Source organism: Enterobacter sp. I4, from assembly GCF_022669095.1.
Taxonomy (GTDB): Bacteria; Pseudomonadota; Gammaproteobacteria; order Enterobacterales; family Enterobacteriaceae; genus Enterobacter; species Enterobacter pasteurii.
The window spans coordinates 696,475-709,821 of the sequence record NZ_JALBUO010000001.1; the positions used below are offsets into that span (position 1 = coordinate 696,475).

Sequence of the window (13,347 nt, forward strand, 5' to 3'; positions counted from 1 at the left end):
AGCGTTTATGCTAAGGGTTTACCACTCAAATCGTCTGGATGTGCTGGAAGCACTGATGGAGTATATCGTCGAGCAAGAGCGTCTTGACGATCCGTTTGAGCCAGAAATGGTGCTGGTGCAGAGCACCGGTATGGCGCAGTGGCTGCAAATGTCCCTTTCGCAGAAATTTGGCATTGCGGCGAATATCGACTTTCCGTTGCCCGCGAGCTTTATCTGGGAGATGTTTGTACGCGTGCTGCCGGATATCCCTGAGCAGAGCGCTTTCAACAAACAGAGCATGGCCTGGAAGCTGATGACGCTGCTCCCGGACATGCTGGAGCAGGATGAGTTTGCCATGCTGCGCCACTATCTGAATGACGACACCGACAAGCGCAAGCTTTTCCAGCTGGCCTCACGCACCGCCGACCTCTATGACCAGTATCTGGTTTACCGCGCGGAGTGGCTGATTCGCTGGGAAGCCGGTGAACTGGTGGATGGCTTGCCGGAAGCGCAAATCTGGCAGGCTCCGCTCTGGAAAGCGCTGGTTGAGCATACCGAAAAACTTGGTCAGCCTAAGTGGCACCGCGCTAATTTATACGATCGGTTTATCTCAATTCTTGAGAACACCCCGGAACGGCCCGCTCGCCTGCCGTCACGCGTGTTCATTTGCGGTATCTCCGCGCTGCCGCCGGTCTACCTGAACGCGCTAAAAGCGCTGGGTAACCATACTGATATCCATATTCTCTTTACCAACCCGTGTCGTCACTATTGGGGGGATATTCAGGATCCGCGCTGGCTTTCACGACTGGTCACCCGCCAGAGAAAGCGCCTCTTTGAAGAACGCGCCGTGCCCCTGTTTAAAGACAGCGAAAACGCGGCGCAGCTGTTTGATGAAGAGGGGATCCAGAACCTGCCGAACCCGCTGCTGGCCTCGTGGGGCAAGCTTGGGCGCGACTATATCTATCTGCTTTCGGAAATCACCTCCTCCGGTGAAGGCGATGTGGATGCGTTTGCGGACATAACGCCGGACAGCCTGCTGCACAACATTCAGCTCGATATCCTGGATTTAGAAAACCGTGCCGTTGCCGGGATCACCGCCGAGGAATTTGCCCGTAGCGATAAGAAGCGCAGGCTCAATCCCGACGATCGCAGTATCGCGATCCACGTATGCCACAGCCCCCAGCGTGAAGTTGAAATTCTGCACGATCGCCTGCTGGCTATGTTGCACGACGACCCAACCCTGACGCCGCGCGATATCGTGGTGATGGTGGCGGATATCGACAGCTACAGCCCGTTTATCCAGGCGGTATTTGGCAGCGCAACGGGCGATCGCTACCTGCCGTACGCGATCTCAGACCGCCGCGCCCGCCAGTCTCATCCGGCGCTGCAGGCCTTTATCAGCCTGCTTTCGCTGCCTGATAGCCGGTTTATTTCTGAGGACGTACTGGCCTTGCTGGATGTGCCGGTGCTGGCGGCACGTTTCGATATCAATGAAGAAGGGCTGCGCTACCTGCGCCAGTGGGTCAACGAATCCGGCGTCCGCTGGGGAATTGACGATGATAACGTCCAGGAGTTCGAGCTTCCTCCGACAGGCCAGCACACCTGGCAGTTTGGCCTGACGCGCATGCTGCTGGGGTATGCGATGGAGAGCAGCCAGGGCGAATGGAATGACGTGCTGCCCTATGACGAATCCAGTGGGTTAATCGCGGAGCTGGTCGGCCATTTAGCCTCGCTGCTGATGCAGCTCAATCGCTGGCGTCGTTCGCTGATGCAGCCTCGTCCGCTTGAAGAGTGGCTGCCAATTTGCCGCGAAATGCTGAACGATTTCTTCCTGCCTGACAGCGAAACGGAAGCCGCCATGGCGCTTATCGAGAAGCAGTGGCAGGCCATCGTTGATGAGGGCGTAAATTCACACTATCACGAGGCGGTTCCCCTTTCGCTTCTGCGCGATGAGCTGACGCAGCGTCTCGATCAGGAGCGTATCAGCCAGCGCTTCCTTGCGGGGCCGGTGAATATCTGTACCCTGATGCCCATGCGTTCCATTCCGTTCAGGGTGGTGTGTCTGCTCGGCATGAACGACGGCATTTATCCGCGCGCGCTGCCGCCGTTGGGCTTCGATCTCATGAGCTCGCAGCCGAAGCGGGGCGACCGCAGCCGCCGCGATGATGACCGTTATCTGTTCCTGGAAGCGCTGATTTCTGCGCAGAGCAGGCTGTATATCAGCTATATCGGGCGGTCAATTCAGGACAACAGCGAGCGTTTCCCGTCCGTGCTGGTGCAGGAGCTGGTGGACTACATCGGGCAAAGTCACTACCTGCCTGGGGATGAAGCCCTTAACTGCGACGAAAGCGAGCGTCGGGTGAAAGCGCATATCACCTGTCACCATTCACGTATGCCGTTTGATCCTGTCAACTATGTTCCTGATGAACAGCAGAGCTACGCCCGGGAGTGGCTTCCCGCCGCGAAGAAAGCGGGGACGCCGCAAACCGATTTTATTCAGGAGCTTGAGCCGCGCGTCATTGACGCTTTGACCTTTGAGCAGCTGCAGCGCTTTTGGGCGCACCCGGTTCGGGCCTTTTTCCAGCAACGCCTGCAGGTGAACTTCCGCTCCGAAGAGAGCGAAATCCCGGATGCCGAACCGTTTATTCTGGATGGGCTGGAGCGCTTTAAGCTCAATTCCCAGCTTCTGAATGCGCTGGTCGATGAGGAAGATGCCAGCAAGTTGTTCCGTCGTTACCGGGCATCCGGGCTATTACCGTACGGGGCTTTTGGAGAAATCGTCTGGGATGCCCAGTGCGAGGAGATGCGAGCCCTTGCTGACCGCGTTATCGCATGTCGGCAGCCTGGAAGCAGCATTGAAATCGATCTCGATTGTAACGGTGTGCACCTCAGCGGCTGGCTCACCCACGTGCAGTCTGACGGGCTGCTGCGCTGGCGTCCGTCCCTGCTCAGCGTTTCACATGGCCTGCAACTCTGGCTCGAACATCTTGTCTACAGTACGGGTGGTAACGAAGGCGAAAGCCGGCTGTTTGTGCGTAAGGACGGCGAGTGGCGCTTCCCACCGATGAAGCCTGAGCAGGCGCTGTCGTATCTGTCGCTTTATATTGAAGGTTACCGGCAGGGAATGAACAAACCTCTGCTTTTGCTGCCTGAAAGTGGGGGGGCGTGGATAAAAGCCTGTTACGACGCGCAGAATGATGCCATGTTAACGGATGATGCTTCGCTGCAAAAAGCGCGCAGCAAGTTTTTGCAGGCCTACGAAGGGAATATGATGGTGCGTGGCGAAGGTGAAGATGTCTGGTATCAGCGCTTATGGCGCACGCTTGAGCCAGAATACTTCGACATTATCACGGAAGAGGCACAACGCTACCTGTTACCGTTGTTTAAATTTAATCAGTCCTGAGTGCTGTATAAAAATTGCGCAGTATGAGGTGTTCATTTATGATGCACCTCTTATCACGGACTGATGTACCTAAAGAAAGAGATGCTGGCACGTCCAGCACGCACGTTGTTAATGATGTAGCCGTGATAAAGAGGTCGTAATGCCAGGCAGCACCTTGTTCAAAGCGTTTGTTTTGTTTATCGCCCTTTGGGCTCCCGTCACTCAGGCAGCTTCCGGTTGGCAACCCGTTCAGGAAACAATCCGTAAGAGCGAGAAGGATACCCGCCAGTATCAGGCTATTCGTCTTGATAACGGGATGACCGTGCTGCTGGTTTCCGATGCGCAGGCGGTAAAGTCGCTCTCCGCACTGGTTGTGCCGGTTGGATCGCTGGAAGATCCTGACGCCCATCCTGGGCTGGCGCACTATCTCGAACATATGACGCTGATGGGCTCTAAAAAATACCCGCAGCCGGATAGCCTGTCCGAATTTCTGAAGATGCACGGCGGCAGCCATAACGCCAGCACCGCACCGTATCGCACCGCGTTTTACCTTGAAGTGGAAAATGATGCGCTTGACGGAGCGGTGGACCGACTGGCGGATGCCATTGCCGCACCGCTGCTGGATAAAAAATACGCCGACCGTGAACGCAACGCCGTGAACGCTGAGCTGACGATGGCGCGTACCCGAGACGGTATGCGCATGGCGCAGGTTAGCGCTGAAACCATCAACCCTGCTCACCCGGGCTCGCGCTTCTCCGGCGGCAACCTTGAAACGCTGAGCGATAAACCGGGCAGCCCGGTGCTCGACGCGCTGCATGCGTTTCGCGATAAATACTATTCCGCCAACCTGATGAAGGCGGTCATCTACAGCAACAAACCGTTGCCGGAGCTGGCGGCCATGGCGGCGAAGACCTATGGTCGGGTGCCAAATAAAAATATCGATCTGCCGAAGATTAACGTGCCGGTTGTCACCGACGCGCAAAAAGGCATCCTTATCCACTACGTGCCGGCACTGCCGCGCAAGGTGTTACGCGTTGAGTTTCGTATTGATAACAACACGGCGCAGTTCCGCAGCAAAACCGACGAGCTGGTGACCTATCTTATCGGCAACCGCAGCCCGGGCACGCTCTCCGACTGGCTGCAACAGCAGGGGCTGGTGGAAGGCATTCGCGCTGACTCCGATCCGGTGGTGAACGGTAACAGCGGCGTGCTGGCCATCTCCGCCACGCTGACGGATAAAGGGCTGGCGCACCGTGACGAGGTCGTTGCGGCCATTTTCAGCTATCTCGCTCTGCTGCGGGAGAAAGGCGTCGATAAACGCTATTTTGACGAGCTGGCCCACGTGCTGGATCTCGACTTCCGCTACCCGTCAATTACGCGTGACATGGATTACGTTGAGTGGCTGGCAGATACCATGATCCGCGTGCCGGTGGAGCATACGCTGGATGCGGTAAATATTGCCGACCAGTATGACGCCGCAGCGCTTAACGCACGTCTGGCGATGATGACGCCGCAGAACGCCAGGGTCTGGTATATCAGCCCGAACGAACCGCATAACAAAACGGCCTATTTCGTCGATGCCCCGTATCAGGTAGAAAAAATTAGCGAACAAACCTTCGCTGGCTGGCAGAAAAAGGCCGGTGAGATTGCGCTGAAGCTGCCGGAGCTTAACCCCTACATCCCGGATGACTTCTCGCTAATCAAAACCGCCAAAGCTTATCCGCACCCGACGCTGATTGTTGATGAGCCGACGCTGCGCGTGGTTTACACCCCAAGCCGCTATTTTGCCGACGAGCCCAAAGCCGACGTCAGCGTGGTGCTGCGTAATCCAAAGGCGATGGACAGCGCCAGAAATCAGGTGATGTTTGCGCTCAACGATTATCTGGCCGGTATTGCCCTCGATCAGCTCAGCAACCAGGCCGCCGTTGGCGGTATCAGCTTCTCGACCAACGCCAATAACGGCCTGATGGTTAACGCCAACGGCTACACCCAGCGTTTGCCGCAGCTGTTCGAGGCGCTGCTGGACGGCTATTTCAGCTACACCCCAACGGAAGAGCAGCTGGAGCAGGCCAAATCCTGGTATGCGCAGATGATGGACTCTGCGGAGAAGGGCAAAGCCTTCGATCAGGCTATTATGCCCGCCCAGATGCTGTCGCAAATTCCTTACTTCCAGCGCGAAGATCGCCGCGCGTTACTGCCCTCAATCACCTTAAAAGAGGTGCTGGCTTACCGCGATGCGCTGAAAAGCAATACCCGTCCAGAGTTCCTGGTGGTGGGGAACATGAGCGAAGAGCAGGCAAAAACGCTGGCGCAAAACGTGCGTAAGCAGCTGGGCTCGAAGGGCGATGAGTGGTGCCGAAATCAGGACGTGCTGGTGGAGAAAAAGCAGAACGTTCTCTTCGAGAAGGCGGGGAGCAGCACCGACTCCGCGCTGGCCGCCGTGTTTGTCCCTACCGGTTATGATGAATATACCAGCTCGGCGCAGAGCGCCGTGCTCGGACAAATTATTCAGCCGTGGTTCTACAACCAGCTGCGCACCGAAGAACAGCTGGGCTACGCCGTGTTCGCCTTCTCCATGAACGTGGGCCGTCAGTGGGGGCTGGGCTTCCTTCTGCAAAGCAGCGACAGGCAACCGGCTTATCTGTGGCAGCGCTATCAGGCCTTCTTCCCGCAGGCGGAAGCAAAGCTTCGCGCCATGAAGCCGGAAGAGTTTGCCCAGATCCAGCAGGCGGTCATTGCCCAGGTAATGCAGCCACCGCAGACGCTGGGTGAAGAGGCGTCGCAGCTGAGCAAAGATTTTGATCGCGGTAATATGAAATTCGATTCGCGTGATAAAATCGTGGCCGAAATAAAACAGCTAACGCCACAAAAGGTTGCCGATTTCTTCCATCAGGCGGTGGTAAAACCGCAGGGTATGGCCATCCTTTCCCAGGTCTCTGGTAGCCAGAGCGGGAAAGCGGACTACGTGAAGTCGAAGGAGTGGACCCTCTGGAAGAGCGTTAGCGCACTGCAACAAACTATGCCCTGGAGTAAGAAAGAATGACCCATACCGCTGAGCCGCTTGATCCCCTCAGATTACCACTACAGGGTGAGCGACTGATTGAAGCCTCAGCGGGAACGGGAAAAACCTACACTATCGCCGCGCTATACCTGCGCCTGCTGTTAGGGCTGGGCGGTAACGCGGCTTTTTCACGCCCGCTAAGCGTGGAAGAGCTGCTGGTGGTGACGTTCACCGAAGCGGCTACTGCCGAGCTGCGCGGCCGTATCCGCAGCAATATTCATGAACTGCGCATCGCCTGTCTGCGCCAGACCACGGATAACCCCCTCTACGCAAGCCTGCTGGACGAAATCGCGGATAAGCAGCAGGCTGCGCAATGGCTGCTGCTGGCCGAACGGCAAATGGACGAAGCCTCGGTCTTCACCATTCACGGCTTTTGTCAGCGCATGCTGAGCCTGAACGCGTTTGAATCCGGCATGCTGTTTGAGCAGCAGCTTATCGAAGATGAATCCGAGCTTCGGTATCAGGCCTGCGCGGACTTCTGGCGTCGCCACTGCTACCCGCTGCCGCGCGATATTGCCGAAGCGGTTCACGCCCTGTGGAAAGGCCCCGAAGAGCTCCTGCGCGCCATCGACCGCTATCTGCAGGGCGAAGCGCCGGTCATTAAATCCCCGCCGCCTGCAGATGAAACGCTGGCCTCGCGTCATGAAAAGATCGTCAGCAAAATTGCCGCGCTTAAGCAGAAGTGGAATGAGGCGGTCGGTGAAATTGAAGGGATTATCGAAAATTCCGGTATCGACAGGCGCAAGTTCAACCGCGGAAACCAGGGGAAGTGGATCGAAAAGATCAGCGCCTGGGCCCAGGAGGAGACGCGAGGTTACCAGCTTCCGGACGCGCTGGAGAAATTTTCCCAGCGGTTTTTGACCGAGCGGACCAAAGCCGACGGCATCGTGCCGGAGCATCCCCTGTTTGTTGCAATTGAAGCGCTGCTTGCCGAGCCCTTAACGCTCAACGACCTGATGATCGCCCGCGCCATGAAGGAGATCCGCGACGCCGTAGCGCGTGAAAAACGTCGCCGGGGCGAGCTGGGGTTTGATGACATGCTGAGCCGCCTGGACGAGGCTCTGTCCAGCGAGAACGGCGACGCGCTTGCCAGCGCAATTCGTACCCGATTCCCGGTGGCGATGATCGACGAATTTCAGGACACCGACCCCCAGCAGTACCGCATTTTTCGCCGCATCTGGCGACAGCAGCCAGACACGGCCCTGCTGCTGATTGGCGACCCCAAGCAGGCGATTTATGCCTTCCGTGGGGCAGACATCTTTACCTACATGAAAGCCCGCAGCGAGGTTGTCGCGCACTACACGCTAGACACTAACTGGCGCTCTGCCCCGGGCATGGTTGAGAGCGTTAATACGCTGTTCAGCCGCATGGAGACGGCGTTTATGTTCAGTGAAATCCCTTTCCTGCCGGTGAAATCCGCCGCGAAAAACGCGACCTTACGCTTTGAAGTGGGGGGCGCGACGCAGCCCGCCATGAACTTCTGGCTGCTGGAGGGGGAAGGCTTTGGCGTGGCAGAGTATCAGGCGGCGATGGCCCAGCACTGCGCCGCCCAAATCCGGGACTGGCTGAGCGCGGGCGCGCGCGGCGAGGCGCTGTTATGGAAGGGGGAGCAGGCAAACCCTGTTAAGGCCTCCGATATCACCGTGCTGGTGCGTAGTCGTCAGGAAGCGGCATTGATCCGCGATGCGCTCACGCTGCTCGATATTCCGTCCGTTTATCTCTCTAACCGCGACAGCGTGTTTGATACGCTGGAAGCTCAGGAAATGCTCTGGCTGCTTCAGGCTGTGCTGGCACCGGAGCGTGAAAGTACGCTTCGAAGCGCGCTGGCCAGCTCCATGCTGGGGCTGAACGCGCGGGATATCGATGTGCTCAACCATGATGAGAATGCATGGGATACGGTGGTGGAAGAGTTTGTCCATTACCGCGAGCGCTGGCAAAAGCGCGGCGTCATGGCGATGCTGCGCGAGCTGATGACTCGCCGTCAGATTGCCGAGAATATGCTTGCGACATCCGGCGGCGAGCGTCGTCTTACCGATATTTTACACATCAGCGAACTGCTGCAGGAAGCCGGTACCCAGCTTGAAAGTGAGCATGCGCTCGTGCGCTGGCTGGCGCAGCAAATAGCCGATCCCAACAGCAATTCCTCAAGCCAGCAGATGCGCCTTGAAAGCGATAAGCACCTGGTGCAAATCGTGACCATTCACAAATCGAAAGGGCTGGAGTACCCGCTGGTCTGGCTGCCCTTTATCGCTAACTACCGCGTACAGGACCAGGCCTTTTACCACGATCGCGAATCTTTCGACGCGGTGCTCGACCTCAGCAAAGCGGAAAGCAGCGTTGAGCTGGCGGAAGCGGAGCGTCTGGCGGAGGATTTGCGTCTGCTTTACGTAGCGCTGACCCGTTCCGTCTGGCATTGCAGCCTCGGCGTGGCGCCGGTTTTCCGCCGTCGCGGTGAGAAAGCAGGGGAGAGTGATTTCCACTTAAGCGCGTTAGGGCGGCTTATCCAGCGTGGCGAGCCGAAAGACGCGCCGGGACTGCGTCTGTGTATTGAATCCCTTTGCGGCGACGATATCGCGCTGCATATTCCCGCGTTGCCAGACAATAGCCGCTGGCAGATGGCGGAAGAGCCAGAGTCCGATCTTAACGCGCGCCAGATCACGCGGGTGCTTGCCGACGACTGGCGAGTTACCAGCTATTCCGGCCTTCAGCAGCACGGGCAAAGCATCGCGCAGGATCTGATGCCGAAGCTCGACGTGGATGCCGCAGGGGTGGGTGATGTTCCGGCTGAGCCGACGTTAACCCCGCATCAGTTTCCGCGCGGCGCGTCGCCGGGAACCTTTTTGCACAGCCTGTTTGAAGAGCTTGATTTCACCCAGCCCGTCAGCGAGGAGTGGGTGTTAAAGATGTTGCAGAGCGGAGGCTATGACGCGCACTGGCAGCCCGTCCTGACTGAGTGGATCAACGCCATTTTGCAGGTGCCGCTGACAGAGCAGGGCATCTCTCTTAGCCAGTTAACGGCCAGAAATAAGCAGGTTGAGATGGAGTTTTATCTGCCCGTCGCGGGGCCGCTTAGGGCCGACGCGCTTGACGCGTTGATCCGCCAGTACGATCCGCTGTCAGCCGGCTGTCCGCCGCTGAACTTCCGTCAGGTGCAGGGCATGCTGAAAGGGTTTATCGACCTGGTCTTCCGTCACGAAGGGCGCTATTACCTGCTGGATTACAAATCAAACTGGCTGGGCGAAAACAGTGAGGCCTATACCCAACAGGCGATGGCGGCGGCCATGCAAATGCATCGCTACGATCTCCAGTATCAACTCTATACCCTGGCTCTCCACCGCTACCTGCGCCACCGCATTGCTGATTACCGCTATGACGACCATTTTGGTGGCGTTATCTACCTGTTCCTGCGCGGGGTGGACGCAGCCGATCCGCATTCGGGCATCTTCAGCACCCGCCCGGATGCCAACCTGATCGATAAAATGGACAGCCTGTTTGCAGCAAACGCGGAGGAGATGGCATGACGATGCAGGAACTATTGCTGGAGGCGGTAGAGCAACGCGTGCTGCGTCAGCTGGATGTGCAGTTTGCCATGATGATTGCCGCTGACCAGCCCGCCGTGATGCTTGCCGCTGCGCTGTTGAGTAAAGACGCCGGGGAGGGCCACGTCTGCCTGCCGCTCTCGCGCCTGAAGAGTGACGAGAAAATGCCGCCTGTCCTCCAGTCCTGCTTTGCGCTGCTGGGAGAGGCGGTGGACTGGCAAAATATTTTGCGCGAATCGTCGGCCGTCGGGCCGGGAGAAAACCAGGCGCCGCTGATCCTGACGGGAGAGCGCTTGTATCTGAACCGCCTGTGGCGAAACGAGCTGACCGTTGCCCGCTTCTTTAGCGAGACCAATGCGCCGCTCCCCTGTGACGAAGCGCAGCTTCGCCAGACGCTGGACGTGCTGTTCAACTCTGGCGAAGCAACAGACTGGCAGAAAGTGGCGGCGGCCGTTGCCCTGACGCGGCGGATCTCGGTGATTTCCGGCGGGCCGGGGACCGGCAAAACCACGACCGTGGCAAAGCTGCTGGCAGCGCTGATCCAGCTCTCTGGCGAGCAGCGGTGCCGTATTCGTCTCGCTGCGCCCACCGGGAAGGCGGCGGCGCGTCTGACCGAATCGCTGGGCGGTGCGCTGCAGCGGCTGCCGCTGACGCAGGAGCAGCTCGCGCTGTTCCCGGGTGAAGCAAGCACCTTACACCGGCTGCTCGGCGCACAGCCGGGTAGCCAGCGGCTGCGCTACCATGCCGGGAACCCCCTGCATCTGGACGTGCTGGTGGTGGATGAAGCCTCCATGATTGACCTGACCATGATGTCGCGCCTGATCGACGCCCTGCCGCCGCATGCGCGCGTGATTTTCCTGGGCGACCGTGACCAGCTCGCCTCCGTTGAGGCCGGGGCGGTGCTGGGGGATATCTGCACCTACGCCAGCTACGGTTATACCCCCGCGCGGGCGCAGGAGCTGGCTCGTCTGACAGGTTGTTCCCTTGAGCCGGACACTACGCCGGTTGCGGGTGCGCTGCGCGACAGCCTGTGCCTGCTGCAAAAAAGCTACCGTTTCGGTAGCGACTCCGGCATTGGCCAGCTGGCAGCGGCAGTCAACCGTGGGGATCGGCATACCACGCGCACGGTGTTTGACGGCACCTTCACCGATATTGAAAAGAAATCGCTGCAAAGCGGGGAAGAGTATCAGGCCATGCTTGAGGACGCTCTTCAGGGATATCAGCATTTCCTGAGCCGCGTGCAGCAGCGCAGCGATCCTGAGCAGGTCATTGCCGCATTTGGTGAGTACCAGCTTCTGTGCGCCTTGCGGGAAGGGCCGTTTGGCGTTGCGGGCCTGAACGACAGGCTGGAGCAGCTGCTTGTGCAGAAACGAAAAATTCACCGACAGCAGCATTCGCGGTGGTATGAAGGCCGGCCAGTGATGATTTCGCGCAACGACAGCGCGCTGGGCCTGTTCAACGGGGATATCGGGATTGCGCTCGATCGCGGTAACGGGCTGCGCGTCTGGTTTCAGCTGCCGGATGGCAGCGTGAAGTCAGTACAGCCGAGCCGCCTGCCAGAACATGAAACGGCGTGGGCAATGACGGTACACAAATCGCAGGGCTCCGAGTTCAACCACGCGGCGCTGATCCTGCCGACACAGCTTTCGCCGGTGGTGACCCGTGAGCTGGTCTATACCGCCATTACCCGCGCGCGCCAGCGCCTCTCGCTGTACGCGGATGAACGCGTGCTGGTACAGGCGATTGCCACCCGTACCGAGCGCAGAAGCGGACTGAGCGCGATATTTGAATCTGTCTGAGCGAGCGCCCTCTCCGGGAGGAGAGGGTAGTCCGTCATCCCAGGTCGGCCATCAGCACCTTCGAGCGGCGCTGATAGTTGTACATCTCTTTCTTGCTTTCCGGCAGCGAATCAATGTCTACCGGCGTAAAGCCGCGCTCCTGGAACCAGTGAATGCTGCGCGTGGTGAGCACAAACAGCTTGCTCAGCCCCATCTGGCGCGCCTGCGCCGCCACGCGTTCGAGCAGCAGCTCGCCCCGCGAGGAGCTGCGGTAATCGGGGTGCACGGCGACGCACGCCATTTCCCCAATCTGCTCCTCCGGGAACGGGTAAAGCGCCGCACAGGCAATGGTCAGGTTATCGCGCTGAATAATGGTGAACTTGTCGATCTCCATCTCCAGCTGCTCGCGGGAGCGGCGAACCAGAATGCCCTGTTGCTCCAGCGGACGGATCAGCTCCAGAATGCCGCCGATATCGTTGATCGTCGCGCGGCGGATCTGCTCGGCGCTCTCCATTACGATCTGCGTACCGATACCGTCCCGGGAGAACAGTTCCTGCAGCAGCGCGCCGTCTTCCTGATAGCTGATCAGGTGGCTACGACGCACGCCGCTGCGGCACGCTTTAACGGCACCGCGCAGAAAACGCACGGTTCCGGAGTAGTAATCGCCCTGTGCTTCCAGCGCTTCGACGCGCGCCTGGGCTTCATTCGGGAAGAGCTCGGGGACGATAACGCCTTCATCATTCACAACACCCTGCGAGGAGCAAAAGCCGATCATCTTTTCCGCTTTCAGCTTGATGGCCAGCTGGGTGGCAATCTCTTCTGACGTCAGATTAAAGCTTTCTCCCGTGACGGAGACGGCAACCGGCCCCATCAGAACGATCGCGCCGTTGTCTAACTGGCGGTGAATGGCCTCTTCATCGATACGACGAATGCGGCCGCTGTGGCAGTAATCCACGCCATCGTCCACGCCGAGCGGCTGGGCAATGATAAAGTTGCCGCTCACCACGTTGATATGCGCGCCCTGCAACGGCGTATTATTCAGGCTCATCGACAGGCGGGCGGTGATATCCAGCTGCAGCAAACCGGCCGCCTGTTTGACCAGCTCGAGGGTTTTCGCATCCGTTACGCGGGTATGTTTATGGTAAATCGGCTCATGGTGATGGGCCGCGAGGTTAGCTTCGATCTGCGGGCGTGCGCCATACACCACGACCAGCCGGATGCCCAGGCTATGCAACAGGCCGATGTCATTGACGATGCTGGAAAAGTTTTCGTGCTCAATGGCTTCGCCACCCAGCATAATGACAAACGTTTTTCCGCGATGGGTGTTGATATAGGGAACAGAATGGCGGAATCCCTGGACCAGTTCGGTTCTACGTTCCTTCACCATGACACAACCCTTAATGAATGTTTATTCGTAATTTCTGTATTTTTATTCGATTGTGGCCGCGTGTGCAAGCCTAAATTTTCTGCGACCCACAGAAAATAATAAGTAATCCGTGCGTTAACGTTTGAATGTTTACCCTTTTATAGATGACAGCTTATGCGTCATTCGTTAAAGTTTTCGGTCAATTTGGGCGTTTTGTTCATTAATCAGATTTCTTGCTCGGG

The 13,347-nt window shown here is 58.2% G+C and carries 5 protein-coding genes; 4 read left to right on the top strand and 1 reads right to left on the bottom strand.

Annotation, left to right across the window (positions count from 1 at the left end; all coding sequences use genetic code 11):
• Window positions 1-7: 7 nt before the first annotated feature.
• From recC to recD, 4 genes are all read left to right on the top strand, one after another.
• Window positions 8-3,382, top strand: a complete 3,375-nt coding sequence (gene recC, locus MOQ06_RS03310) for an exodeoxyribonuclease V subunit gamma (RefSeq protein ID WP_242170977.1) — start codon at window positions 8-10, stop codon at window positions 3,380-3,382.
• 139 nt (window positions 3,383-3,521) lie between these two features.
• Entirely contained in the window at window positions 3,522-6,404 is a 2,883-nt protein-coding gene (gene ptrA / locus MOQ06_RS03315; RefSeq protein WP_242170980.1) for a pitrilysin, read from the top strand.
• A complete protein-coding gene (gene recB, locus MOQ06_RS03320; RefSeq protein WP_242170997.1) occupies window positions 6,401-9,943 on the top strand; it encodes an exodeoxyribonuclease V subunit beta in 3,543 nt (1,180 codons plus the stop codon). Before ptrA ends, recB begins: the two co-directional genes overlap by 4 nt.
• Window positions 9,940-11,760, top strand: coding sequence for an exodeoxyribonuclease V subunit alpha (recD, locus tag MOQ06_RS03325; RefSeq protein WP_242171000.1), 1,821 nt, complete (start codon window positions 9,940-9,942; stop codon window positions 11,758-11,760). The genes recB and recD overlap by 4 nt, the downstream gene beginning before the upstream one ends.
• A 34-nt stretch (window positions 11,761-11,794) precedes the next feature.
• Here the strand turns inward: recD and argA are convergent, their stop codons facing one another.
• Window positions 11,795-13,126 carry an amino-acid N-acetyltransferase gene (gene argA / locus MOQ06_RS03330; protein WP_006811807.1) on the bottom strand — a complete coding sequence of 444 codons (1,332 nt, stop codon included), beginning with the start codon at window positions 13,124-13,126 and terminating at the stop codon, window positions 11,795-11,797.
• Window positions 13,127-13,347 lie beyond the last annotated feature (221 nt).

What these genes read in the sequence shown, in the direction of transcription:
- recB (WP_242170997.1), top strand. Translation starts at nt 6,401, where the DNA reads ATGACCCATACCGCTGAGCCGCTTGATCCCCTCAGATTACCACTACAG.
- ptrA (WP_242170980.1), top strand. Translation starts at nt 3,522, where the DNA reads ATGCCAGGCAGCACCTTGTTCAAAGCGTTTGTTTTGTTTATCGCCCTT.
- recD (WP_242171000.1), top strand. Translation starts at nt 9,940, where the DNA reads ATGACGATGCAGGAACTATTGCTGGAGGCGGTAGAGCAACGCGTGCTG.
- recC (WP_242170977.1), top strand. Translation starts at nt 8, where the DNA reads ATGCTAAGGGTTTACCACTCAAATCGTCTGGATGTGCTGGAAGCACTG.
- argA (WP_006811807.1), bottom strand. Translation starts at nt 13,126, where the DNA reads ATGGTGAAGGAACGTAGAACCGAACTGGTCCAGGGATTCCGCCATTCT.